The sequence below is a fragment of the Hornefia butyriciproducens genome (genome assembly GCF_009695915.1).
GTDB lineage: Bacteria > Bacillota > Clostridia > Peptostreptococcales > Anaerovoracaceae > Aminicella > Aminicella butyriciproducens.
Genome location: NZ_VUMZ01000001.1, coordinates 396217 through 421038 on the forward strand (window position 1 = coordinate 396217; position 24822 = coordinate 421038).

The 24822-nt window shown below is 51.7% G+C and carries 20 protein-coding genes, 1 pseudogene and 1 CRISPR repeat array (1 of these 22 only partly in view); of the genes and pseudogenes, 11 read left to right on the plus strand and 10 right to left on the minus strand.

Features of this window, described 5'->3' with window-relative positions; all coding sequences use genetic code 11:
• Positions 1-7: 7 nt before the first annotated feature.
• The 5 genes from FYJ64_RS01790 to FYJ64_RS01810 all read right to left on the minus strand — a co-directional run bounded on the left by FYJ64_RS01790 (position 8) and on the right by FYJ64_RS01810 (position 7266).
• Positions 8-1324, minus strand: a complete 1317-nt coding sequence (locus FYJ64_RS01790) for an AfsR/SARP family transcriptional regulator (protein ID WP_206045497.1) — start codon at positions 1322-1324, stop codon at positions 8-10.
• A gap of 11 nt (positions 1325-1335) precedes the next feature.
• Positions 1336-2886: an amidohydrolase gene (locus FYJ64_RS01795; protein WP_206045498.1), complete on the minus strand. Its 1551-nt coding sequence runs from the start codon at positions 2884-2886 to the stop codon at positions 1336-1338.
• A 162-nt stretch (positions 2887-3048) separates the two neighbouring features.
• Positions 3049-4677, minus strand: a complete 1629-nt coding sequence (locus FYJ64_RS01800) for an amidohydrolase (protein WP_154573532.1) — start codon at positions 4675-4677, stop codon at positions 3049-3051.
• Positions 4670-6067 carry an APC family permease gene (locus FYJ64_RS01805; protein WP_154573534.1) on the minus strand — a complete coding sequence of 466 codons (1398 nt, stop codon included), beginning with the start codon at positions 6065-6067 and terminating at the stop codon, positions 4670-4672. Before FYJ64_RS01805 ends, FYJ64_RS01800 begins: the two co-directional genes overlap by 8 nt.
• A 203-nt stretch (positions 6068-6270) precedes the next feature.
• The gene (locus tag FYJ64_RS01810; protein WP_154573535.1) at positions 6271-7266 is read right to left on the minus strand and encodes a helix-turn-helix domain-containing protein; all 996 of its coding nucleotides are present in this window, start codon (positions 7264-7266) and stop codon (positions 6271-6273) included.
• A 443-nt stretch (positions 7267-7709) separates the two neighbouring features.
• On the opposite strand from FYJ64_RS01810, the gene FYJ64_RS01815 reads away from it, so the two are divergent.
• A complete protein-coding gene (locus FYJ64_RS01815; protein WP_154573536.1) occupies positions 7710-9554 on the plus strand; it encodes an AraC family transcriptional regulator in 1845 nt (614 codons plus the stop codon).
• 39 nt (positions 9555-9593) lie between these two features.
• Here FYJ64_RS01815 and FYJ64_RS01820 read toward each other — a convergent pair whose 3' ends face one another.
• The 3 genes from FYJ64_RS01820 to FYJ64_RS01830 are packed head-to-tail and all read right to left on the minus strand — an operon-like array spanning position 9594 to position 12602.
• Complete coding sequence (locus tag FYJ64_RS01820; RefSeq protein WP_154573538.1) at positions 9594-10085, minus strand: C-GCAxxG-C-C family protein; 492 nt, start codon at positions 10083-10085, stop codon at positions 9594-9596.
• Between the two features lie 33 nt (positions 10086-10118).
• Complete coding sequence (locus FYJ64_RS01825; RefSeq protein ID WP_154573540.1) at positions 10119-11618, minus strand: amino acid permease; 1500 nt, start codon at positions 11616-11618, stop codon at positions 10119-10121.
• Between the two features lie 51 nt (positions 11619-11669).
• Positions 11670-12602, minus strand: a complete 933-nt coding sequence (locus tag FYJ64_RS01830; protein ID WP_154573542.1) for a glycyl-radical enzyme activating protein — start codon at positions 12600-12602, stop codon at positions 11670-11672.
• Positions 12603-12965: 363 nt separating this feature from the next.
• Here FYJ64_RS01830 and FYJ64_RS01835 point away from each other — a divergent pair, with 363 nt between their 5' ends.
• Together FYJ64_RS01835 and FYJ64_RS01840 are read left to right on the plus strand one after the other, a co-directional pair.
• Positions 12966-13721, plus strand: coding sequence for an SDR family NAD(P)-dependent oxidoreductase (locus tag FYJ64_RS01835; protein ID WP_154573543.1), 756 nt, complete (start codon positions 12966-12968; stop codon positions 13719-13721).
• 24 nt (positions 13722-13745) lie between these two features.
• A complete protein-coding gene (locus tag FYJ64_RS01840) occupies positions 13746-16115 on the plus strand; it encodes a glycyl radical protein (protein ID WP_154573544.1) in 2370 nt (789 codons plus the stop codon).
• A 172-nt stretch (positions 16116-16287) separates the two neighbouring features.
• Here the strand turns inward: FYJ64_RS01840 and FYJ64_RS01845 are convergent, their stop codons facing one another.
• Positions 16288-16674 (minus strand): Na+/H+ antiporter NhaC family protein, encoded by a 387-nt coding sequence (locus FYJ64_RS01845; RefSeq protein ID WP_206045499.1) that lies wholly within the window; start codon positions 16672-16674, stop codon positions 16288-16290.
• Positions 16675-16721: 47 nt separating this feature from the next.
• Here FYJ64_RS01845 and FYJ64_RS01850 point away from each other — a divergent pair, with 47 nt between their 5' ends.
• Both FYJ64_RS01850 and FYJ64_RS11755 read left to right on the plus strand, forming a co-directional pair.
• Complete coding sequence (locus tag FYJ64_RS01850) at positions 16722-17003, plus strand: hypothetical protein (protein WP_206045500.1); 282 nt, start codon at positions 16722-16724, stop codon at positions 17001-17003.
• A gap of 34 nt (positions 17004-17037) precedes the next feature.
• Positions 17038-17250: pseudogene (locus FYJ64_RS11755) on the plus strand (IS3 family transposase); the annotation flags it as partial.
• Between the two features lie 166 nt (positions 17251-17416).
• Here FYJ64_RS11755 and FYJ64_RS01860 read toward each other — a convergent pair.
• Entirely contained in the window at positions 17417-17791 is a 375-nt protein-coding gene (locus FYJ64_RS01860) for a winged helix-turn-helix transcriptional regulator (RefSeq protein WP_154573546.1), read from the minus strand.
• Positions 17792-17919: 128 nt separating this feature from the next.
• On the opposite strand from FYJ64_RS01860, the gene FYJ64_RS01865 reads away from it, so the two are divergent.
• The 6 genes from FYJ64_RS01865 (at position 17920) to FYJ64_RS01890 (ending at position 21359) form a co-directional block, all read left to right on the plus strand.
• Positions 17920-18315, plus strand: a complete 396-nt coding sequence (locus FYJ64_RS01865) for a pyridoxamine 5'-phosphate oxidase family protein (RefSeq protein ID WP_154573547.1) — start codon at positions 17920-17922, stop codon at positions 18313-18315.
• A gap of 15 nt (positions 18316-18330) precedes the next feature.
• Complete coding sequence (locus FYJ64_RS01870; protein WP_154573548.1) at positions 18331-18786, plus strand: hypothetical protein; 456 nt, start codon at positions 18331-18333, stop codon at positions 18784-18786.
• Between the two features lie 11 nt (positions 18787-18797).
• Positions 18798-19649, plus strand: a complete 852-nt coding sequence (locus FYJ64_RS01875) for an SIR2 family NAD-dependent protein deacylase (RefSeq protein WP_154573549.1) — start codon at positions 18798-18800, stop codon at positions 19647-19649.
• 154 nt (positions 19650-19803) lie between these two features.
• Positions 19804-20109 (plus strand): zinc ribbon domain-containing protein, encoded by a 306-nt coding sequence (locus FYJ64_RS01880; RefSeq protein ID WP_328596977.1) that lies wholly within the window; start codon positions 19804-19806, stop codon positions 20107-20109.
• 66 nt (positions 20110-20175) lie between these two features.
• Positions 20176-20466 carry a transposase gene (locus tag FYJ64_RS01885; RefSeq protein ID WP_154573551.1) on the plus strand — a complete coding sequence of 97 codons (291 nt, stop codon included), beginning with the start codon at positions 20176-20178 and terminating at the stop codon, positions 20464-20466.
• A complete protein-coding gene (locus tag FYJ64_RS01890; protein ID WP_206045501.1) occupies positions 20463-21359 on the plus strand; it encodes an IS3 family transposase in 897 nt (298 codons plus the stop codon). The genes FYJ64_RS01885 and FYJ64_RS01890 overlap by 4 nt, the downstream gene beginning before the upstream one ends.
• A gap of 36 nt (positions 21360-21395) precedes the next feature.
• Positions 21396-24822: direct repeats of the CRISPR family, unit length 28 nt; unit sequence GGATCACCCCCGCTCACGCGGGAACCAC (it continues 2458 nt past the right edge of the window).

Sequence of the window (24822 nt, forward strand, 5' to 3'; positions counted from 1 at the left end):
GTCCACTTCATTTCGGCCCATCCTTTGTTCCTGCCGCAGCGTCTGCTCGTTTAAAACGGAAATTGTCTCCATTCCTCGCGGCCAGGATTCGAGTGATTCCATACAAAGACTCGGGAATCTCTGATCCCGGCATCAGAATGAAGTTCACCGTCATGCCCGTACCGCAGATATTGTCAATAACTGTGAGCATTTCATCTAAAATACGCTCTATCGGAGGTGCGGGCAACTCGATTGCCCTGCCTGCTGTCACCGCATCAGTCGCTATCCCTGTTGCCGCTGTTCCGGCCGTCGTACCTGCTGTCGCCACTGCAGTCGTCGACGGCACAGCGCTGTCGTGCCGCAGACCGCTATCCCGCAGCCGGTACTGCATATATGCGAAATCCTCAATCTGTGCCTGTGTCGCATAATCTGTCAGTCGAAAATCATCCTTCTCATACATCGCACGCAGCAGATCCGTCAGCCAGAAATACTGAGGAACCGAAACGGAAGTGAACCGAAATTCCACAGGCTCGGGATGCTCCGGATCCGGAAAAGCAAAATCATGGAACAATTCCTGCAGTGCATCGGATGGCTCCACGCCGATATCAGCCATGAGTTTCATGCGAAAACGGTGATACTGTTTCCCTGCTTCGCTGAAGTTTCCCTGATTCAGCAAGATACTGAACTGGATATATGCAGTGTCTTCATCATAGGGATCAATCTCGAGAGTTTTCTCTGCGGCAGCCAGACTTTTCGGGTAATTCCCTTCCTCGAAAGTTCGCTGAATATACGCATGCATCAGTCGAAGATACTGATTTTCCAGCCTGTATCGTTCCATCACTATCATATCGTTCAGCTCGCTGCAGCCGCGGAAATAGTAGTCCGACAGGAAGTCTCTGCGGAACATGTCCAGAACCGTCTCGATCACGTCGCCTGCGGGGTTCTCCGGGGCGTCGCTTGCAGACCTGTCCGCATCATCAGGCCGATCCGCGCCTGCGGGGTTCTCTGAAGTCGCGTCCGGGTCTTCTGCAAGCCGGCAGCGTTCGGCGATTTCAATGTCGCAGACGTACTCATAATCCGGATTGATACGGCAATCAGCGCGGCTGCTCAGAACCAGTGTTTTGTCGTCACGTTCGCCCAGCGCCTTCCGCAGCTGCCACAGATTGAACCGCAGGTTGTATTTACCGGCCTCCTCGCTGCTGTCCGGCCACAGTATGTCGATGAGCTCCGTTCTGCGCATGGTTTTGTTCTCACGCATCATCAGCAGCGCCAGCAGCGCAATGGTCTTTTGGCTGACTTTGTCGTCAAGAGTCCTGCCGTCCAGCCGAAGTATAGGATTATCCATGAATGAAACCGTCAACATGCGTCTGTCCTTTCATAGATGATCTCACCGTTTTTTATCGTAAGATTCACCTTAACCTCCGCCAGATCTGAATTGCTCACCTCGTCCAGATTACGATCCAGAATAATCAGATCGGCAGCCTTGCCTTCTGCAATGCTGCCCCTTTCCTCTTCCAGGAACAAAGCATACGCCCCGTTGATCGTGTACATTTCCAGGGCTTCCTGCCTCGTAATGCTGTTCTCTGGCACGGGATGATTTACCGCGCTGGAGATCGCAGCCATCGGACTGATTTCACATACGCTGTGGTCAGAGCCCCCGCAGATCGTGATCCCGTGATCCAGAATTTCGCGAAACCGGTTCGTCTCTCCATAGCGTGCTCCCAGCCGTTCCTCATACATCCCACCCGGATAACCCCATCTCTCTTCATATCCGGGCTGCATACAGAGTACCACGCCCAGCCGGGCCGCCCTCTCCATCTGATCGATCCGAATCAGTTCGGCGTGCTCAATCCGGTGGCGCATTGGCCGCACATTCCGCTTCCGCGCCGCATACTCGAGGGCATCCAGCACAGAATCAATAGCAGCGTCACCGATCGCATCGAATCCGATCTGCAGGCCGTTTTCGCAGCATTCCTCAACAAAAGAGCGCATATATCCGTCTGTAAAGAAATTATACCCCCGGACTCCTGGCATATCTGCGTAATCCGTAGTCAGCGACGCACTGTGAGTCCCGAACGTGCCGTCAATATATAACGCTCCACCGATGCGACGAAGGCCTTCGTCCGCCACCAGGCGCACATCCGTCGTCTGATAAAACAGTTCGATGGAAAGCGGGTACCGCGCCGCGTTTTTCACGAGGAAGTCGCACTCGCTGTCGTGACCGTGTCCCGTAAGATGGTTGCTTCCCTCCATTGCGGCAATAGTCGTTATTCCTTCACAAAAGAGAGCCGGGAGAAATGCCTGCGTCGCCTCGTCGAAATCTTCCGGCGTGAAAATTTCATTAACCTTTGTTTCCAGAAGCGCTGCCGCCTGTCCGCGAAAAATACCCGTAGGCATCTTTCTGTCGTCCAGTCCGACGCCATTCGCTGCGAACGGCATTTTGTAATACAAAATCGCAAACGTATTCAGAACAATAGTATGCACGTCTCTCGAAAGCAGAAACACCGGCCGGTCGTCACAGATCCGGTCGAGTTCTATACGCGAAGGGAAACGTTTCTCCTTCAGTTCCTCAACACTCAAGTTGTATGCAAGAACTACTTTTCTCCCTTCCGCGCAGGCGCACCGGAGCCGCTCTCCCATCTCCGTGAAAGTATCCGCGCCCTCCAGATTGACCCAGCTCTCCATCAGCGCACTGTTTATCAGGTGAAAATGATTGTCGATAAAGCCCGGGAGCACCGTCGCTCCGGCAGCGTCGATCTGACGAATTCCCTCTGTTTCATACTGCCGGTATCCGTCGCCGTTTCCGAGTTTCACGATTTTATCCTCTTCAAGCAGCACCCATTCACAGCGCCGTCCCTGCTCCATTGTCATACAGTTCCCGTTTTTTATCAGTATCCGATTTCCCATACGTTCTGTCTCTACCTCTCGCTCTGAACTTCTGTCCCTATCATAACACAAAACGGAGCTGTGGGAAATGTTCTCCTGCCGGAGACAAAATCCCTCAGAATGTCCCTGAAGGAATCCGCCTGAAGCAGGCATCCGGATCACAGCCCCGTTTAATTTTGTCGTCTATTTCTCAAAGACGATCTGTCCGCCCACCATCGTCATGACAGGAAGGATATCCTTGATACTGTCATGATCGACCGTGAAGATGTCGCTGTCGAGCAGCACCATGTCGGCATAATAGCCTTCTTTAATGCGTCCCTTGACGTCTTCCATGAACTCACCGTAGGCGCTCTCCACAGTGTACGCGTCCACTGCCGTCTCCACATCCACACATTCATCGGGATAGAATCCGCCGGCAGGTTCGCCGTTAAGATTTTTTCTGGTAACCGCCATGTAGATGTTCGGGAACGGGTTGCAGTCCTCTACCGGGCAGTCCGTGCCGTAAGCGACATGGGCTCCCTTGCGGGTCAGGCTTCCCCAGGCGTATGATGTGGACGCCAGCTTTTCCCCGACGAGTTCCTCTACAATGCGCATATCATAATCCAGGAAGATCGGCTGCGCGAACACCAGAATGCCCTCGTCTGCGATCCGGTCGAGCAGTTCCTCACTGGTCACCTGACAATGGATAACAGTATGCCTCAGGGCGTTTTTACCGTCAACAAAAGCTTTCTCGTAGCTGTCAACAGCTCTCTTGACCGCTTCATCACCGATACAGTGTGTAACCACCTGCAGATTGTGTTCTTTCGCAAGCCTGCAGTATTCATCCATGTCTTCCGGAGCAATCCATTCCAGACCGTGGTTCTCCGGTGCTCCTACATATCCGTTCGTCATCAGCGCCGTCCGCGCACCGAGACTTCCGTCCTTGAACAGCTTCAGCGGTCCGAGCGTCAGCCAGGAATCCTTCGGGTAAAGCTCCTTCCGATGGGCGTACTCGCCGTTTTCCAGATAATCACGGAATTCGTTCAGATCATTGAAGCAGACCTGGTGGCGGTAGCGCAGTTTTCCCTCGCCGCTGTTATAGATTTTGTGGAACAAATCAAAGGCAGCAGGGCCGTCCATGAATGTCGTTCCCACGTCATTGCTCTGAACGCTGGTGAGTCCGTGGGAAACGCAGTAGTCCATGGTTTCTAGTATGATTCTGTGACGCTCTTCGAGGGAAAAGTCCGGTACAACCCTTTTCGCAAGATTCGTGCCGTTTCCGTAGAAGAGTCCGTTGGGTTCTCCGTTTTCATCAACGCCGAAATCCCCTTTTTTGAACTCCGCATTCTCCTTCACATGCAGCATGTTCAGCAACGTCGTATTGACAGAAACGATGTGGCCGCAGACACGTTCCAGCACGATCGGATAATCCGTGCTGATTCTGTCCAGGTCGTGACGGTCCGGCATCCGGTCGCCATCAGTAAAGAGATCCTGATTCCAGCCGATGGCGTGCATGCCGTTCTTCACATGGCCGGGGTGCGTCTCCGCGAATTCACGGCAGATACGGATCATTTCGTCAATCGACGTAACGCCTTCGATCATCGCCTGGTTACGGGTTTCACCAAACTGCATAAAATGCATGTGAGAATCATTCAGACCCGGAATCAGTGTTCTGCCCTCGCAGTCCCTCTTTTCTGTTTCGGCGTCCGCCGCAGCCAGCAGTTCCATGTTCCCGCCGACAGCCCGGATGATTCCGTCCTCAACCAGAACAGCTTCCTCGAAATGGCCTCGTTCGACATATACCTTCGCGTTGTATAAAAGTGTCTTACTCATTTCCTTTCGCTTCCTTTTTGATTTTTCTGTCGAATATGTAATATACCACAGCGCCGACAGCCGGTACGGCAAATCCTGCGAATCCGTTTACCGGATCCTCCATCGCGCCCTGAATGAACAGTCCCACGAAGATCGCCGCAACAACGACGACGGATACCGGATAGAACCATACTTTGTACGGACGCTCAATATTGGGATACTTCCGGCGCAGAATCGGAACCGCGATGATAACCAGAACATTGAACAGCATCACAGAGAGAACGACCAGATTAGTCAGCTGGTCCAGATTCCGCAGAAGCACCAGAACACAGGACAGCACACCCTGAACGATAATCGGCACCGTCGGGATTCTGTACTTGGGATGAAGCTTCGCAAAGCTCTTGAAGAAGTGTCCCTCTTCTGCCATCGCATAATACATTCTCGGCTGAGCCAGAATCATTCCGTTCATAGAGCCGAACATTGCCAGGATCATGCCGACGGACACGACAACCGCGCCGGCGCTGCCCAGTACCTGTTTCGCGACAGCCGTACCCAGATACAGGTCCTCGTTGTTAATCATATTTACGATTGTTTCATGAGGCAGAACCTTCATGATTGCGAAGTTGAACAAAGTGTACAGCACCGTTACTCCGCCGATTCCGATGATAATCGCCAGCGGAAGATTTCGCTTCGGGTTCTTGATTTCCTCCGTAACGGTATTCAGGTTGCTCCAGCCCTCGTACGCCCACAGCGCAGCGACGATCGCAATCGCCATCATGCCGATGATGCTCGTATGATTTTCCGCAGCGTATGTCGAAGCGGAGCCGAGGGACAGATCCGGGCTCGCCTTGCCCGCGACAAGGGCAGCAACAAGGATGATCAGAATAGGAACCAGCTTGGCGACCAGAGAGATGTCCTGGATCACCGACGCAACCTTCACTCCGATCAGATTATACAGAGTCGCACCGACAATCAGAATGACGGCGGCAATCTTTACACCTGTATCGCTCAGACCCACAAAAGGCTTCAACACCGTCATCATTGCGATGGACACAGCGGCGATGGAACCGGGCCCGCCCACCAGCCAGTCGGTGAATCCGGCCATGAAGCCGAACACCGGATGATACGCCTCGTTCAGATACACCAGACGGCCGCCCGCCTTCGGCATCGCGCATCCAAGCTCCGCATAGCAGAGTCCCGCAAACAGCGAGATGACTCCTGCGACAATCCAGCAGATCAACGCCAAACCGCTGTTCATGCCGGTTCTTTGTAAAACATATGATCCCAGATAGAATATCCCGGATCCGATCATAATTCCGCCGATAATGCTGACGCCGCCGAACACGCCGATTTCTCTCTTAAATTCGGTCTGCTCGGTGGTCAGTTCGGCCAGTTTCTTTTCATCATTCATTCGATGATACCTCCCTAATGTCCTTAAAATTTAACTGCCGTCATTTTACGCGCAGGAGGTTTAACGGCGCGTTTAATACGAGAGGTGCACCGGCCGCAGGCCGTCTCCGGTTAAACAGTTTCTGCACGGTCAGCCGGCGGGATCGCAGAGGGGTCTGCTGTTAAGGATCACCTCTCTTTATCATCTCACGTTCGTATATTCTGTCAGGAATTCCGGCTCCTGGTCTCGAGTATTTCGACGATGGCTCCATACAGCACGCCGGCCACCGGCCAGATGATCCATGTCATCTCCCATCTGCCGCTCAGGAAACTGCTCCCCAGGTAAATCGCAACCGTAATTCCCCAATACGCCCCGGAAACAGAACGATTGATTTTTTTGTGGGAACGGGAATATTCACCTTCCTCCAGCAGTGCGCGATAACCGTTCCAGGTGACGGATGCCCGCACGATCAGATAGACTCCTGCCGATACAAGAACCAGCAGCAGACAGACTGCAAGGATCATAGGCATATCGTCATCGCTCCGGAATATCGCTCCTGCGATAAAAATGGGGAGGCAGGCAATAACACACAGACCGATGCCGATCACCATCATGCGTCGATACGTATCTTCCCATTTTTTCATCCGGTCCCGTACCATGCCTTCGACTCCGTAAACTGTATCGATAGGCTCTTTCTCCAGGTATTCATACTTCCCGAGTTTCATTCCGGCGGATACAAAAAGAGCAACCCCCGCGGCGATGAATAAAATCGTCGGAATGAGTCCGGTCATCGCCGCCCGATCCTCTTCTATGGGGATCATGCCGTATTCTGACGCACCGCTGAGAAAAATCAGCGCTACAGGGGATAAGATACAAAGCATCACACCAAAGGCGATCTTCGGCGCCGTCATCGCCTTAACTTCGAGAAAACTGCCGGCCATTTCCATAGTGACTCTCCTCAGAGATGTTTCCTCCCCGTCACATTCCATCACGCCGACGTCAGACGTCACGTCCGCTTCCTCAATTTCATCCTTTAACAGGTAGTCCGTACTCACACCGAACAGCCCGGACAGCTGCAGAATTTTGCTCATGTCCGGAATGGATTGAGCGCTCTCCCATTTGGAGACCGACTGGCGGCTCACTCCCAGTCTCTCTGCCAGCTGTTCCTGGGACCACCCCGCTCTCTTTCTGAGTTCCATGATTTTGTCTGCCAGTATCATCTTCATCCTCCCGGCTTTACACGCCTATACTGATGGTTTACCTGATGAGAAAAGGATAGTCTCTTATACAGTTGCAGACCACCAAACCGCCTTTGCAATGTGTCAACCGCCGGTTGCAATTGCTTTCATTATAGTTGGTTATGTCAGGATGTCAACACCTCTGACGCAGACATCTCCGATACTCGCGACACTGGAGACACTCACTTTTCGATGCTGGTTCCATTTCGCTTTGGCACAGTTTGCTAAATTCGCAGTCTGGCACGGTTCGCGTGCTCGCGGTAATCCTGCACAGCATTCACAGCGCTCACGTAACGGTTGAAATAATCTGGCACATAATGTTAAAATATGGTCAGTGAATCCGCCGTAGGACCGGACACAAATCCGTCGCAGCCGTAATACGATACAGGTTTCCGGTCTGCCGCGGCGATTAACAGGAGGCGTATATGCTGGAAGAAGCAATCTCATATCAGGATAATTTTCCTATCGCAATTACGGTCGCAGATATCACAAGGTATCCAATTCATTACCACAAGGATACCGAAATCGTCTATGTCCTAGACGGTTCCATAAACCTTCGGAACGGCTACTGCACCTATTCTCTCAATGCCGGAGATATTTTCACCAACGCCGGACACGAGGTTCATACTATGGAGGCAGACACAGAGAACATCACCGCAGTGTTCCATATCAGCAATCTCTTTTTTACACAGTTTTTCCCGGATCTTCCTAAGGGCTGCTTCCGCACCAATCCATCGAACGATCCGAGTCCGCGGCTGCCTCATCTGAAGCACACGCTGCTCCAGCTGCTCATTGCATATCTGCAGAAAAACATCAATTACCGGGACACCTGTATAGAGCACTGCATGGAAGTCGTCCGCACCCTGAACCGTCATTTCAACCTGTTCGCCTTTAATGACGATGTAGTTGTCCATTTCAACTGCGACAATCCTGTAATAGAGGAGCGCATCAGTCACGTGATTAACTATATATACGCCAATCACGAGCTGAAAATCACACTGGATGATCTGGCCGAAATGGAGCATCTCAGTTCATATTACCTGTCTCACCTGATCCGTCAGTACTGCGGAATCAGTTTCAGGGATTTTCTGTCCTTCGCGCGGGCAGAGTGGTCAGAAATTTATCTTCTGGAAACCGACAAGAAGATAAACACCGTAGCCCACATGGTGGGATTTTCCACATCAAAATATTATGAGGATGCATTTGTCCGGTGGTTCGGCCACACTCCCCGCGAACATCGGGCAGCAAACCAGAATAACGTGATCAGCCCGGACAATCCACCGGTTCTGAAGCAGCTCACGGTCTCCCGAGCCCTGGATGCCGCGCGCAGATTGAGCTCACGGCTCATACAGCAGGATACCCAGCTCTCCATGGCGAAAAGGATCCATCTCACGGACAGAATCCCTCCGGACGCAGAACCGATTGCAGCCTTCCGGCACCATCTGAAATTTTCCGTTACAACTGCCGATTTCGAATCCATCGGATACAGTCTGTTCGATCACCTGCGCCAGCTCTGCTGTACAGAGGTTGTTCTGATCTGCCGGGACGACGATGATCCGAAGCAATGCGATGAGCTGGAGCAGAGGTTTCTTAAGAGGGGAATCAAAGTGGAGCGCCAAAGCCGCCTCTTTCCGAGCGAACAAAAGTATTTCGGCTTTGATTCTGTGGCAGGACTGATCTATATCGTCCGTCATGGTGTTATGGAGCCGAACAGCACGATCAGCCTCGGTCTGCGCGATCAGGGAGATCCGGATGTTCTTCTGAAGGGCGGACGCAGCCTTCTCACCTCCGGAGGCGTTCCCAAACCGATGTATACGGGATTGAATTTTCTCGTTTCAAATGAAGGGGAACTGGTTCTCCGCAATAAATATTATGCAGCCGTGCGGCTGCATAATAAAGAAGCTTATATTCTTATGGCAACGAACTACAACAGCGACATACTGGGGCTTTGTCAGGGGACAGGCACCATCTATCATGCAGACGATGTTCTGAATTCCTTTCAGGATGAACTGACCGTGAATATCGCGATTGACCTGAACCCCGGGGAATATCTGATCACACGGTATTCCACCAGCACCTTCGACAGTATGTTCGGGCTTATGAGCAAACTTCACTTTCCGGAGAAACTTCCCCTGAAATATGATATCCATCTGGAATACACCACCAATCCGATCGTGGACGCCTATGTGGAGCAGGTCCGTTCCGAACTGTCTGTTGATATGAACTTCCGCGGTGCCGGTGTTCAGGCTGCGCTGATACAGAAGATCTGACAGATTGCGCTGTACCGGCCGCACCGGAAAATATTTTGTTCACTCCCCGTCATCCATAAGTTCATCTAAAAGCCGGCAGGCATATGCTGTAAGGACGGAGCACCCGCGGTACCTCTGCTCATCGTAGATAGTTTTCCGCTGATCCGGATCTGCGTAATTCGCCTTGAGAATTCCGGCGCATGTCAGACTTCCGAACTGTTCCTTAAATCTGCGGTCAAATTCTGCCTGTTTCTCCTTCAGTACCTCGTAATTCGAGAACTCGGAGAAGTCCCGATATCCAAATTTCAATCCAAGCGACATCAGTGCACCTGTTACCGCTCCGCAGCGTTCTCCGCACTGCATTCCCCATCCGAATCCACTTGCCGCCAGCATTGCCATGTCCTCATCATATCCCAGTTTTTTCGCACCATAGCGAAACGTAATCTGTGAGCACATCAGTTCCTGTGCAAAGTCCCTGTCAATCTGCGCAACCAGTTCCGGATCAACAAGCCGTCGGGTTTTGTCCCGCCCTATTTTAAACTCATGCGGCATATTTCCTCCGTTCCGGAAACACTTTTCCTGTTATCAGTCAATTGCCGAAATATCCTCTCTGCTGATTCCATCCGGCGGAGTAAAGTCCATGTCCTCATAGGCAACCCATTTCGTATGCTTTACCTTTTTGTAAACAAAGAACATTACAATTGACAAAGGAATGATGGCATAGCAGGTGATGAAATCAAACCAGTTGAAATCTGTAAATACCCACCAGTTCGCACCGAAGCATACGATGATGCAGACAACGATTGTAAATATCGAGCCGGCAGGATAGAGCGGCGACTTGTAGTCCAGCTCATCCAGCGAACGTCCCTGCCTGACCCAGCCTCTCCTGAATCTGTAGTGAGCGAAACTGATCGTCAGCCAGTTGTAGACGCCTGCGATTCCGCAGAGATAGTAAGCTGCAGTATACGCCACGCCGTCTCCCAGCAGAGATGCGACAAAAGCGAACGCTGCAATGAAAGCGGTAAGCAGGACAGCTCTCACCGGCACGCCCCTCTTGCTGATCTTCGCGAAGAACTTCGGGGCGTCTCCCTTCTCCGCCATATGCTGCATGGTTCTGGAAGCGGCATACATGGATGAATTTCCGCAGGACAGAACCGAAGTCAGGATTACAGCGTTCATCAGGGATGCGGCGGCGGCAAATCCTGCGTTGCGGAAAATTATTGTGTAAGGCGCCGCTGCCACGTTGCTTTCTGAAGCATCCAGCAGAGACGGTTCTGTGAACGGAATCAATGTAGCCACAACAAAGATCGTTCCCAGATAGAAGATCACCAGTCTCCAGAACACACTGTGAATCGCTTTCGGAACATCGTGTTTGGGATTCTCAGATTCAGCTGCGGAAAGCCCTACAAGCTCCGTATTTGAGAACGAGAATGCAGCAACCATGAAGATACCCACCATACCTCCGATTCCATTTACAAACGGTGCTTTTCCGGCCTTGCCGCCATCCAGTACCCAGTTGTGGAACCCGGCGTCTTCACCACTGTGCATAATTCCGATAATCATCAGCACACCGACTACCAGGAAAATTACCGTGATCACGACCTTGATTCCGGCAAACCAGAACTCCGCTTCTCCGAATCCTTTAACAGAGAACAGATTGAGTGCCAGCAGGATTGCAAGGAACAAAACCACAAATACTGCGGAATTGACGTCCGGGAACCAGTATTTTATGATGATGGCTCCTGCAATCAGCTCTGCGGCTACTGTCATAGAACTGCCAAACCAGTATGCCCATCCATTTGTAAATCCCCACGCCGGATCAACGAAACGGTTCGCATACGAAGTAAACGCACCCGGTATCGGTAATTCCGTCGCCATTTCTCCCAGCGCCGTCATCATGAAATACACGACAACACTCATGATCGCATAGGCAACCATCGCTCCGCCGGGTCCGGCATCGCGAATTGTTCCTCCCATAGCCAGAAACAGTCCTGTTCCGATCGATCCGCCGATGGCAATCATCTGCAGGTGCCTGCCCTTCAGGCCTCTGTGGAGGGAGTTATTGTTTCCAGTGTCTTTACTCATAATTGCACTCCTTTTTTATACCTTCTGCAACAATAAACCACATATGATAAATCAGACTCTGCCTAATATATCGATCGAAATTCCTTCAGATTCCATAAAAGTCCGGATCTCCTCCAGCCTCTCCTCCGATGGAGGACGGAATCTTTCCTGCTGCCTTCCCAGACGATTCATCTTGGAGATTCCAAGATCATGATAGGGAAGCAGGGTGGCTCTCCGGAGCCCCATACCCCTCATCAGGGCGGTCACCGCCTCGATTTCCTCAGTTCCGTCATTAATCCCCGCCATAAGCGGCATACGAATCTGTATTTTATCCCGAACTTCCGGGTATTCAGCCAGCATCTGCAGATTCGCAAGAATCACATCATTGCTCTGTCCCGTCAGGTCTTTGTGCGCGGCAGGATCCATCGACTTGATATCAAACAGCAGATCTGTCACGCCCTTCCGCAGGGCCATCTCAAGCAGAAACTGCCCATCGCCGAATCCCGATGTGTCCAGACAGACGCCGACTCCGTGCTCTTCCGCCAGAATAATCAGCTCCCGAACGATTTTCGGATTCGATAAGATTTCCCCTCCACTCAGAGTCATGCCGCCTCCGGTCTGATCATAGAAATCTTTGTCCTGAAGAACCTGCCGGAATATTTCCTGCGCCGCCATCGGTTCCGCAACACGTTTCAGCGCCTGGGCATAACAACCATCTACGCACTTCATGCAACAGTCGCATTTCTGACGATCGATACTTATCCGCCCGTCCTCATCCGTGGAAACGGCCTTCCTTGGACAAATCTTTATACAATAGCCGCAGCCGATACAACTGTTCGGAAGCTGGATGAGCTCCTGCTCCGCATTGATCAGCTCCGGATTATGACACCATCTGCAGTTCAGCGGACATCCCTTGAGAAACACCGTCGTGCGGATCCCCGGGCCGTCTTCTGTGGAGAATTTCTGAATTGCTCCTACCAGCGCCTGTACTGATTCATTACGCATATGATTCCCCTTTTTTATAAATATTTATGCAAATGATAACATTTTGTCAATCCTCTATCTATGATTTTATTGCTATTAATATTGATTATATTGCTTTGTGATAATTCCCCGCTCATCAGTTCTCCTTCGGGATTAATGGTCGATGACGGCTGTTTGTCAGCATCATCGCGGCGCACAATCACGCTTTACATGGTACGCGACTTACGCGACAAACTTACGCGACAATATGATTGCCCATAGACACTGTAAAACGCCCGGCCAACATTTAACAAGAAAATCAATTTCTAGAGCAACTAAATTGTTGTTTGAGTTCTGCTGTTAATTTAGAATGGTAGCAAGAACTGAGCAATGGGGAGGTTTCATATGACAGACGAACGTAAGGTATGTATTGTAACCGGCGCATCCGGGGGAATTGGCTCCGCAGTCGTAAAGAAATTCTGCAGCAGCGGCTATGATGTAGAGATGCTGGACATCGATGAGGATGCATTAAAAACCGTTATTGAAAAGAAAAAACTTGATCCGGCACGTGTACGCTGCCATACTCTGGATGTTTCTGTCGAACAGCAGGTGAAGGACACCATCGAAGGAATTCTCGATGCCCGGGGAAGGATCGATGCTCTGGTAAACACCGCCGCGATTATCGGAAAATACAATCCGACCATTGATTATACTTTCGAGAACTTCAAGAGAATTTATGAGATCAATGTGTTTGGCACATTTCTGATGATGGAGCACGTTCTTCCAATCATGAAAAAACAGGGAAAGGGCAGCATTGTCAACTTCGGCTCTGTCTCAGGAATGACCGGATATACCTATGAAATCGGATACGGCTCCAGCAAGTGGGCAATCATCGGTATGACAAAGAATGTCGCAAATGAATACGGGCAGTTCGGCATCCGGGCCAATTCAGTATCCCCGGGCTGGGTAAACACAAACATGTTCCGTAAATCGGTAGAGGATTACAAGAATTTCAGCGACTCACAGGTAACCCTCGGACCGCTGGGAAGACCTGCTGAACCTGAGGAAATCGCCAATGTCGTATACTTCCTCAGTTCTGATGAGGCAAGCTATGTAAACGGCTCCAACGTTCTTGCCGACGGCGGCATGATGCTGGGGTAAAATATCAAAAGAAGGAGTAGAGAAATGTTAAACCCGAGATTACAGAGAATGCGGGACAAGCTTTGGAACACCCGCCCTTGTATCACGTCAGAGCGTCTTGTTCTGGCGACAGAAGCTTATAAAAAATTCGCAGGAACCGCTATTCCTGAATTCCGTGCGGAAGTCGTCCGCTATATCGCAGAGCGGATGACGACACTGATCATGGAGGACGAGCTGATCGTCGGCACCCCGACCAACAAATACAGAGGCGCCAACCTGCATCCCGAATTCCAGTCCAGTTCCTGGTATATCAGCGACATTGACGAATTTTCCACACGATCCAAAGATCCGTACGATATCTCTCCGGAGGACAAAAAAATCATTCTGGAAACTCTGCCATACTGGAAAGGAAAGTCCATGGAGGATATGTCCAAAGATGCTATTCCGCCGCATATCCGGGAATGTATGGCAGACGACATCATCACTGTCGGACTTACCAACGGCGTATCCGGCGAAACAACCTGTGATCACGAAAAACTCCTGTCCGCAGGACTGAAGGGATATATGCAGGAATGCCGCGAAAATATAGCTAAGACTCCCGGAACCTGCAAAGAGGATCAGGAGAAAATCGATTTCTGGAAGGCCTGTATCATCCAGTGCGACGGTCTGATCACCTACGCTCACCGCATGGCCGATGAAGCGGAGCGTCAGGCTGCCGAATGTGCAGATCCGAAACGAAAGAAGGAACTTCTGACCATAGCTGAAAACTGCAGAGTCGTGCCGGAAAATCCGCCTCAGACTTTCCAGCAGGCCCTTCAGATGGTGTGGTTCGCCCATGTGTATTTCCACATCGAAGTCTGCACCACCGCCTGCGGCTACGGCAGATTCGATCAATATATGTGGCCCTTCTACAAAAAAGATGTCATCGACGAGAAAAACATCACCGAGGACGAGGCCTTCGAGATGCTGGCGTGCCTGTATCTGAAGTCCTGTGAGGTATATGAGGTCAGAGACAAATGGTACGCAACCTCTTTCGCCGGCTATCCTATGTGGGAGATTCTGATCGTAGGCGGTCAGACGCCTGACGGCAGAGATGCGACCAACGAATTGTCCTACGTCTGCCTTGAAGTGGCGAACCAGTTAAAGACCACTCAGCCTGTTATGGCGGTAAGAGTCTGGGAAGGGTCTCCTGAAGCACTGATCCGCAAGGGCTGTGAAATGATTCAGGACGGACAGGCCAACCCCGGATTCTTCAACGATGACGCCGCCATGAAAATGGCATTGGGCAAAGGCTGCACTTTAGAAGAGGCACGCGACTGGACTATCGTCGGCTGCATCCAACCCGGTCCGGGAGGCGGAGCAACAGATGGTTCCCCGGACGCCGGCTATGTGAACATGGGCAAAATGCTGGAATTTGTTCTCCATAACGGAGTAGATCCGTCCACCGGAAAACTCATGGGACTCCAGACCGGAGACCCGCGGGAATTCAAGGATATCGAAGAGTTCAAGGACGCTCTGAAAAAGCAGATCATCCATCACTACAGATTAATTCAGACCGGCTATAACATCATGCAGAGCATGCACATGCTTCGTTTCCCCGTAATCTTCGCCGGAATGGTAACAAAGGGCTGCGTAGAAAGCGGGAAATCCGTCCAGGACGGAGGTGCCAAATACTCGACGGCCGGACTGTATATCACAGGAGCTGCAAATATGGCAGACTCGCTCGAGGCCATCGAGGAATGTGTTTACAGGGACAAAGACATCACAATGGATCAGCTGATCAATGCTCTCGACAACAATTTCGAAGGCGAAGAGCGAATGCGCCAGCTACTGCTCAACAAGCCTGAAAAATACGGAAACGATAAACCCCATGTTGACGGGATCTACCGGGAGATGATGCACTTTATCGCCGACGAAGTACAGACCTGGAAGGATGCCCGCGGCGGAACGTATTCCTTCAATGTCCACTCCCAGACGGTGAATGTTTCACACGGCATGGTCACAGGCGCTACTCCGGACGGACGACTCGCCGGTGAACCGTTCTGCGACAATTCCTCTCCAATGATGGGAAGAGACACCAGCGGGCCGACCGCAACCGTGAAATCCGTTGCCTCTATGGGGCAGGAGGCCTTCCATGACGGTGCTTTGTTCAATCTCCGTTTCGATCCTAAAGGAGTCGAAGGCGAAAAAGGCCTCGCCGCAATCGAAGGAGTCATCAAGACCTATTTCAAACATGGCGGTGAGCATATCCAGATCAACGTCGTAGACAACAAAACGCTCAGGGACGCGCAGATTCATCCGGAGCACCATAAAGGACTGATGGTTCGCGTCGCCGGATACATGGCCTACTTCACCGAACTGGACAAAGGAGCCCAGGACACCATCATCGGCCGCACGGCGCACTACGAATCATAAATCCGTATAAAAGAAAAAGACCTGCCGCACCCGGTGCAGTTAGGCAGTTTATCAAAAAACAGAAGCCAGAGGCGATGTCTCTGACTTCTGTTTCCTTTGTTTCCACAAAATATTCCGCAGGGCTGGAATTCATACGCGATTTAATACAGTTCCCCGCCCATGTTTTGATTGATTACTGGACGATTTCACCGACGCGATCCTCATGATCATATTCCGCTCTCATTTCCGGCGTCAGCTGATCCATCAGATCCCTTCTTCCGATCTTCGCCATAATGGAAATACACATCACGATAAACATCGCGAAGCAGTATATGACCATTGGCGTTACTTCAATTCCCGTGAGAGGCGCTCCGGAATCCTTGGCGAAACTCAGCGTATATATCATCGCCGGAGACCAGGGCAGACAGTATGCCAGCGTATTAGACTGAGCGTCCATCAGATTGGCCATCCGGTACGGAGATATACCATGCTGTTTCCCCAGCGGCTTCGCAAACGAAGCTCCGACTGCCAGAATCGCCGGTGCATTCAGTCCCATGATTCCGGACAGGACGATAACCATCAGAGAACAAGTACACCCCTGAATTCAAGGCCAAGATCGTTCTCGCAGTGCTCGAGGGCGACCGCGAGCTCGGCGAGATAGCTGCCGAGAATAATCTGAATCCTAACATGGTCAGAACCCGGAAGGCTGAGTTCATCAAGAATGCCAACCGCGTATTCAACGAGCGTCAGTCTGAGAAAGAGATCCGCAGAAATGGAGCTGAACTGGAGCAGGAACGAGACCAGATGCTGAAGGCCATAGGTCAGCTAACGATGGAGCGCGATTTTCTCCAGGAGGTGTTTCGCCGAAACGGGTACCCAGTTCCAGCACAAGATAAATCCAAACGCTGAACTTCCGATCACACGCCAGTGCGAGCTGCTCGGAATCAGCAGATCAACATATTACTATAAGCCGGCCTGCCTCGATCCTGAAGCTGTAGAACTCAAAGAGCGGATCATGGCTGAGATCGACAAGATCCATACAAAGCATCCATACATGAGCCAGCGCAAGATCGTCAAGAAGCTCAGAGACAAAGGCTACGACGTAAGCCGCAAACTCGTCCGCAGCTATATGCAGGAGATGGGCATTTACCCGATCTACCCGAAACCGAATCTCTCAAAGCGCAACTTCAAAGAAGGCGTTTTACCGTATCTCCTGCGGAATATGCACATTTATATGCCTAACCTCCAATTTGTCACCCTGACATCTAAATCGCAATCACGACCCACTGTTATCCAAATCACTAACTCAACCCTATGTTATCTTAATAGCCTTCTCGATCATCCAAAACAGGATTTTCCTTGTCGCGTTTTTTCAAATACTCGATGTATTCATTTCCCCACACTTCAAGTTCGGCAAGCACCTTCTCAAATTTATGGCCAATCTCACTCAGTTCGTACTCAACTTTAGGTGGTATTTCAGAATATACCCGGCGCACGATCAAATCGTCCTTTTCCAACGCCTTGAGCTGACGCGATAAAGTGGTATGTGTCATATTCTCCGGCATTCGGCGCTGAAGCTCGTTAAAGCGCACCGGCGCATCTTTTAAAAGATACATAATGTACATAGACCATTTCCCTGTCAGCACCTTTTGAGAAGTGACGTAGGGACATAGGCCAAACAGCTGCTTTTTTTCCATATGACCTCCATAGGTATCATTGAGGATACCAGTATCATAAAATATCGTACTTGTGAAAAATCTCCTACATGGATATAATATCACGTGCAAGTTCAAAATACAACACAAACTGAAAGGATGGTTTTATCATGAAGGAAATCTATGAATATCTGAAGAACTGCGGCACATTTTATCTGGCTACCGTGGATGGTGACAAACCACAGGTTCGTCCCTTTGGCGCGGTATGCGAATTTGAAGGTAAACTGTATTTCGTCACCAACAATCAGAAGGAAGTCTATAAGCAGATGAAGGCCAATCCCAATGTGGCAATTTGCGGTATGTACAAAGGTACCTGGATCCGCGTTAGCGGTGTGGTTGAAGAAGATACCCGGCGCGAAGCACGCGTAGCCATGATGGATGCCAACACTGCTTCCCTGAGCAAAATGTACACGGTGGATGACAACCTAATGACCGTTTTCAAATTCGTAAGCGGTAAGGGTACGGTTTATTCTTTCACTGAAGCGCCTGTATCGTATTCGCTGTAAGAAGAGGCAGCAAGGATGGACACTTCAAAGATTTTATCAATTCTGTACAGCGAGATTCATTCTGTCGTTGTTGGAATGATCGACTCCGAAGGGCATCCATCCAGTGCATTTCTGGATGTCATGTTTGCAGAGGAGGACGCTGTTTACTTTATGACCTCCGACAATGGTCGAAAGCTGTATCACCTGCTGAACGGCAGCGACTATATTTCCATTTGCGGAAAAACGGAAGGTGACTTTTTTCACGCAAAGATGATTACGATACAGGGAAGAGTGCGCAACATCGGCAAAGCCCGTGTGGATGAACTGATCGATGCGAATCCCTATATGAAAAAACTGTATCCGGATGAGCAAAAGGAAAAGCGCAGGATCATTGATGTCTTTCAAGTCTACGAAGGCTATGGCAACTATCAGGACTTTGGCGTTACTCCTCCGAAACAGACAGAGTTCCAATTTCACTGCGAGATTGAATAAGGCTGGTACTTATGAGTGAACAATTTTTATTTGGAAAAGCCGTGAAGACAATCGCAGATGCCACGCATGTGATTATCGGTGCCGGGGCCGGCTTATCAGAAGCCTCAGGTATTGAAATGGGGGGCCGCCTATTTCACGAACAATTCCGGGATTATCAGCAGAAGTATGGCATACAGGATTTATATAGCGGAGGGTTTTATCCTTTTCCAACTGAAGAGGAACGCTGGGCATTCTGGGCGCGGCATATCTGGCTCAGCCGCTATAAAGTGGGAGGGACACCTCTGTACCGCGATCTGCTGGCACTCGTAAAAGACAAGTCGTATTTCGTGATCTCGACAAACTGCGACAACCAGTTTGTGCTTTCCGGTTTTCCCGAGGATCGCGTATTCCAAGTACAAGGCGATCTTAGTGAATTCCAATGCTCGATTCCATGCCATCAAAAAGTGTACAGAAACGAGGATGCCGTAAAGCGCATGGTGGAGACTACCCATGGCTTTCGCATCCCCTCCGACCTGCTTCCCCGTTGTCCAGTCTGTGGAAAGCCAATGTCCATGCACCTTCGAATGGATAATACCTTTGTTGAGGATGAGACGTGGCATGAAAGAAGCACTGCCTACCAAGAATTCTTAGAGCAGGCAATGGCTCATAAACCTGTTCTATTGGAGCTTGGTGTAGGATTCAATACCCCCGGAATCATTCGTTATCCCTTTGAGAGGATTGCGGCTGCAAATCCAGATGCAATGTTAATCCGTGTCAATCAAGGAAATGCAGGGGCGAGCTATATAGATCTTACTAATATCCTGTCAATACAGCAGGATTTGAAGGTAGCAATTGACAAGCTCAAACGCTGGTCAGCCGCCTGATTGATAAGATCACCGCCCCCCGCTGACCGCATCACCGTAGACCTCAAATCCGGCATCACAATCGATAGCGAAGCAAAAAAACAAGGCTCCCGCCGCCATTCACTCTAAATCTGATCGACATTCTGACCACATTACCCTAGTCGGTCAGCTATCAATCTGGTGTTATACAAACGGCACCTGTACCTACAGTGATATGGATGAATTGATTGAGGTATGCGTCCGTAACATGGTGAATGAGGAATTCACCGAGGAACAGGCGCGGGCATACTTGAGAGAAACCCTGCCAAAACTAGATTACTGGAAGATGTACGAGGAACTCGGAGATGGCAGAAAATTTGATGAGTTTAAGCATGAACTGATTGAAGAGATCAACGCTTTTCATATCGAAGGAATGCCAAAACTTGAAAGCCTGAATGCACTTGTCGGACAATATGTGAACCTGGAATACAGGCTGGAGTAGTACCGTTTAAATGCAGTCGTTAAATCCACAAAAAGATGATAATATATCATCAGGGAAGGTGGAGACATGAAATACGATAAGGAATTCAAACTGCGGGCCCTTGAACTGGCCGATGAAATCGGCGTCAAGGCAGCTGCGGAGCAACTCGGCATCAAGTATTACACGCTTGCCGACTGGCGTCGCCAGCGCAAGGCTCACGGCAAAGAATCTTTCGTTGGCAGTGGTAACAAAATGATACCGCTCAGCGAGAAGGATCGTCGCATTAAAGAACTCGAAGCGGAGCTTCGGGAAACTAGGCAAGCTAACGATATACTCAAGGAGGCCCTTGGTTTTTTCGCACAAAGCCGGAAGAAGTGAGCGCTCGGAAACGCTTTGAGTTCATTCGTGAATACAGCAGCAGATGGCCTGTAAGCGTTATGTGCAATGTCCTGAACGTGAGCGAGACCGGTTATTACAGCTTCAAAAGGAATCTCGGTAAGCCCGGCAAGGACGCTGTTCTTTCGGCAGTTATGCAGGAAATACTCGATGAGAATATATATAACGATAACTATGGTGTGGATCGAATGCAGATAGCACTTGGAAATCGCGGTTACAGGGCTGGTAAGCGCAGGACAGCCAGAATCATGAAGAAAAATGGTTGGCTCCATGAACGTAAGCGCCGTCCGAAAGGCTTAACCAGGGCAACTACTGAAATACAGGAGAAGGGAAACCTGATCAAACAGGATTTCAGGTCAGATCAGCCGTATCAGAAGTTGCTTACCGATATATCTCAGATAGCATGCCGTGACGGCAAACTATACATATCTCCAATAATGGATTGCTTCAACGGAGAAATACTTTCTCTGGTAATGCGAGGCAATATGTTCAAGGAACTGTGCATTGATACATTCAACGCAGCAGCCAAAAGGTTTCCTTTGAACGGAGCCATACTCCATTCAGATCGCGGAAGCCAGTATACAAGTGAAGCATTCCGTGAAGAACTCAATAATGCCGGTGTTCTGCAGAGCCTCAGCGGCGTTAACCATTGCTTTGATAACGCCAGGATGGAAAGCTTCTTTGCTACTCTCAAGAAGAAGCTCCTCTACAGGATTCCAACATACAAGATGAAGATGGAAGAAGTTAAAACAATCATCTTCAGGTATGTCTTTATCTACTATAACCGGATAAGGATATACACTTCAAATCCGGATGGTCTCCCGCCGGCAGCTTACAGGAGACGTCTGGAACAATCGTTAGCAGAAGCTACGTAATTTTGTGGGTTTAAAGACTGCACAAATATTGACAATTCCACACCCCCGCTCACGCGGGAACCACCGGCGCTGATCCGCGCCCAGCAGATCGCTTACGGGATCACCCCCGCTCACGCGGGAACCACGAATCGCCGTTTGCCGCAGATTGCGTCCCACGAGGATCACCCCCGCTCACGCGGGAACCACTTACTCAATGCGTCGAAAATCTCGCCCAGCTCGGGATCACCCCCGCTCACGCGGGAACCACTGCAAGCAGGAAGCGGCCTTGTATTCGCTCCCAGGATCACCCCCGCTCACGCGGGAACCACCTGTGAGTTGACCACGATATGATGATGAATCCGGGATCACCCCCGCTCACGCGGGAACCACTCTCTCTTTACTGTACTTATATAATATCATACGGGATCACCCCCGCTCACGCGGGAACCACGAAAATATCAGAGAGCCGTTCGACGAATCTCTGGGATCACCCCCGCTCACGCGGGAACCACGAACTCCGGAAGAATATGGTCGCGGAAGATCTGGGATCACCCCCGCTCACGCGGGAACCACCTGTGTAGGCTCGAGGTCAGCCATCCCAGTCTGGGATCACCCCCGCTCACGCGGGAACCACGCCATTTCCGCTGATGATGTGTTTGTTGTATGGGGATCACCCCCGCTCACGCGGGAACCACCCTTGCCGCAAGTAGGATATTCCGGATGGAACAGGATCACCCCCGCTCACGCGGGAACCACTCATTAATCGTGACATGGGCAACCTCATGTGGGGGATCACCCCCGCTCACGCGGGAACCACATATATTTGGCGTTTATTTCCGGAATCGTCTTAGGATCACCCCCGCTCACGCGGGAACCACTAGTGCCTGCCTGTCCATCTTCTCCCTCCTCTAGGATCACCCCCGCTCACGCGGGAACCACCCAGCGCCGCATACGCATTCGCCGGAAGCGTCGGGATCACCCCCGCTCACGCGGGAACCACGACATCCGTCCGGTCATCTCAAACACCGGTTTGGGATCACCCCCGCTCACGCGGGAACCACTTTCTCCGTAGGGTGCCATTTTTGCTCCGGGGGGGATCACCCCCGCTCACGCGGGAACCACTCACCCGACGGTGGATAATCCGGCCGGCGATGGGGATCACCCCCGCTCACGCGGGAACCACGCCACGTCCAGCTCCAGTTCAGCGCCGTCGCTGGGATCACCCCCGCTCACGCGGGAACCACTTGATCTGCGTATGACTCATGCCGGCCTGTCTAGGATCACCCCCGCTCACGCGGGAACCACCAGAATATCGAGGGAAAAACAGGAACGCTGGGAGGATCACCCCCGCTCACGCGGGAACCACGATATACAATCGCTGTGTCTTTAGCGTCAATCGGGATCACCCCCGCTCACGCGGGAACCACGTCGAGAGAGCCAGCGGCGGCATGATAGTGCCAGGATCACCCCCGCTCACGCGGGAACCACGCCCTGATTTGTGACGATGTGCAGTCCGCACTGGGATCACCCCCGCTCACGCGGGAACCACAACCTCCGTGCCGCTGGATATTGACGAATCATAGGATCACCCCCGCTCACGCGGGAACCACATATAATCTACATCAAGCGCATCTAAAATCTCAGGATCACCCCCGCTCACGCGGGAACCACTAAAACCACCAGAAATCGCAAATCTGTGTGTAAGGATCACCCCCGCTCACGCGGGAACCACGTACTAAAAAAAATACATAAAAATTTTAGCTGAGGATCACCCCCGCTCACGCGGGAACCACTTTCTTCGTCATTGTCAAGTCTTTCTTCTTTCAGGATCACCCCCGCTCACGCGGGAACCACAAAAAGGGATCGACTTCATGGAAGAACATCCGAGGATCACCCCCGCTCACGCGGGAACCACGCTGATGCTTTCTGCCGATGAGGGCGCGATCTAGGATCACCCCCGCTCACGCGGGAACCACTTTATCGTCTTCCTTGACGCCCTGCGCCAGCCGGGATCACCCCCGCTCACGCGGGAACCACACACCACTTTGGCCAACTGGGCAGCAAAATGCAGGATCACCCCCGCTCACGCGGGAACCACAAATCCAGCCAACTACAAGTCGTTTTGGTGCCGGGATCACCCCCGCTCACGCGGGAACCACGCACAAACTCCCGTATCGGCTCCGGGATGCACGGGATCACCCCCGCTCACGCGGGAACCACCATACTGCCAACGGAGAAACCGACTCAGAGCGAGGATCACCCCCGCTCACGCGGGAACCACTCCTGCAGACTACGTAGAACATTACATGCATAAGGATCACCCCCGCTCACGCGGGAACCACCCTTCCAGCTTTGCACAGACATTTCCCGGCTGAGGATCACCCCCGCTCACGCGGGAACCACCGTCCGCCCATGCCATTCTTCAAAATCCCAGCGGGATCACCCCCGCTCACGCGGGAACCACATCAACACAAGCCTTTTCGTATATCCCTGATTGGGATCACCCCCGCTCACGCGGGAACCACGCCGGTAGGCGATGCTGGCACCGCCCAGGCGGAGGATCACCCCCGCTCACGCGGGAACCACTCACGCTGAGGGGCTGGACGTAACCGCAAGTGGGGATCACCCCCGCTCACGCGGGAACCACCACTTGACGCATGAGATCATATTCCTGTTGTTAGGATCACCCCCGCTCACGCGGGAACCACTGGGAGAGAAAACATTTGCGGTCTGCTGCGGAAGGATCACCCCCGCTCACGCGGGAACCACCGACTTCCGAAGTGCCGGATGCGCAGACAATTGGGATCACCCCCGCTCACGCGGGAACCACCTCGATGGGCACAAGGTGCCCATGATCCTTGCAGGATCACCCCCGCTCACGCGGGAACCACCTGTCGCTTGATCCGACAGACCCGTCCATGCTGGGATCACCCCCGCTCACGCGGGAACCACTTTTTGATCAAAATCACGCCTCTGTAAAATTTAGGGATCACCCCCGCTCACGCGGGAACCACGGTAGCGCTTCCCTTTCTTGGCTCTCTCGATCGGGATCACCCCCGCTCACGCGGGAACCACTGACCGCCTGCTTCTGACTTTCTCCGGCGTCCAGGATCACCCCCGCTCACGCGGGAACCACGAGAGTCAAAGACGACATGAGAGCTATCAACGGGGATCACCCCCGCTCACGCGGGAACCACACGGCGGAGGAATTAAAGGCGCGGCTTCCGCAGGGATCACCCCCGCTCACGCGGGAACCACCTCTGCGATCATCTGAAGAATCAATCGCTTTGAGGATCACCCCCGCTCACGCGGGAACCACCTATCTGGACGCATTCTCTTCGCGTGATGGCCAGGATCACCCCCGCTCACGCGGGAACCACTGGTGCGGGAAAAAATGGACGATGGGGAAATGCGGATCACCCCCGCTCACGCGGGAACCACATTCCGTGGTTTCTCCAATGCCATCTCGATATAGGATCACCCC

What these genes read in the sequence shown, in the direction of transcription:
- FYJ64_RS01790 (WP_206045497.1), bottom strand. Translation starts at nt 1,324, where the DNA reads ATGGATAATCCTATACTTCGGCTGGACGGCAGGACTCTTGACGACAAA.
- FYJ64_RS01795 (WP_206045498.1), bottom strand. Translation starts at nt 2,886, where the DNA reads ATGGGAAATCGGATACTGATAAAAAACGGGAACTGTATGACAATGGAG.
- FYJ64_RS01800 (WP_154573532.1), bottom strand. Translation starts at nt 4,677, where the DNA reads ATGAGTAAGACACTTTTATACAACGCGAAGGTATATGTCGAACGAGGC.
- FYJ64_RS01805 (WP_154573534.1), bottom strand. Translation starts at nt 6,067, where the DNA reads ATGAATGATGAAAAGAAACTGGCCGAACTGACCACCGAGCAGACCGAA.
- FYJ64_RS01810 (WP_154573535.1), bottom strand. Translation starts at nt 7,266, where the DNA reads ATGATACTGGCAGACAAAATCATGGAACTCAGAAAGAGAGCGGGGTGG.
- FYJ64_RS01815 (WP_154573536.1), top strand. Translation starts at nt 7,710, where the DNA reads ATGCTGGAAGAAGCAATCTCATATCAGGATAATTTTCCTATCGCAATT.
- FYJ64_RS01820 (WP_154573538.1), bottom strand. Translation starts at nt 10,085, where the DNA reads ATGCCGCATGAGTTTAAAATAGGGCGGGACAAAACCCGACGGCTTGTT.
- FYJ64_RS01825 (WP_154573540.1), bottom strand. Translation starts at nt 11,618, where the DNA reads ATGAGTAAAGACACTGGAAACAATAACTCCCTCCACAGAGGCCTGAAG.
- FYJ64_RS01830 (WP_154573542.1), bottom strand. Translation starts at nt 12,602, where the DNA reads ATGCGTAATGAATCAGTACAGGCGCTGGTAGGAGCAATTCAGAAATTC.
- FYJ64_RS01835 (WP_154573543.1), top strand. Translation starts at nt 12,966, where the DNA reads ATGACAGACGAACGTAAGGTATGTATTGTAACCGGCGCATCCGGGGGA.
- FYJ64_RS01840 (WP_154573544.1), top strand. Translation starts at nt 13,746, where the DNA reads ATGTTAAACCCGAGATTACAGAGAATGCGGGACAAGCTTTGGAACACC.
- FYJ64_RS01845 (WP_206045499.1), bottom strand. Translation starts at nt 16,674, where the DNA reads ATGGTTATCGTCCTGTCCGGAATCATGGGACTGAATGCACCGGCGATT.
- FYJ64_RS01860 (WP_154573546.1), bottom strand. Translation starts at nt 17,791, where the DNA reads ATGGAAAAAAAGCAGCTGTTTGGCCTATGTCCCTACGTCACTTCTCAA.
- FYJ64_RS01865 (WP_154573547.1), top strand. Translation starts at nt 17,920, where the DNA reads ATGAAGGAAATCTATGAATATCTGAAGAACTGCGGCACATTTTATCTG.
- FYJ64_RS01870 (WP_154573548.1), top strand. Translation starts at nt 18,331, where the DNA reads ATGGACACTTCAAAGATTTTATCAATTCTGTACAGCGAGATTCATTCT.
- FYJ64_RS01875 (WP_154573549.1), top strand. Translation starts at nt 18,798, where the DNA reads ATGAGTGAACAATTTTTATTTGGAAAAGCCGTGAAGACAATCGCAGAT.
- FYJ64_RS01885 (WP_154573551.1), top strand. Translation starts at nt 20,176, where the DNA reads ATGAAATACGATAAGGAATTCAAACTGCGGGCCCTTGAACTGGCCGAT.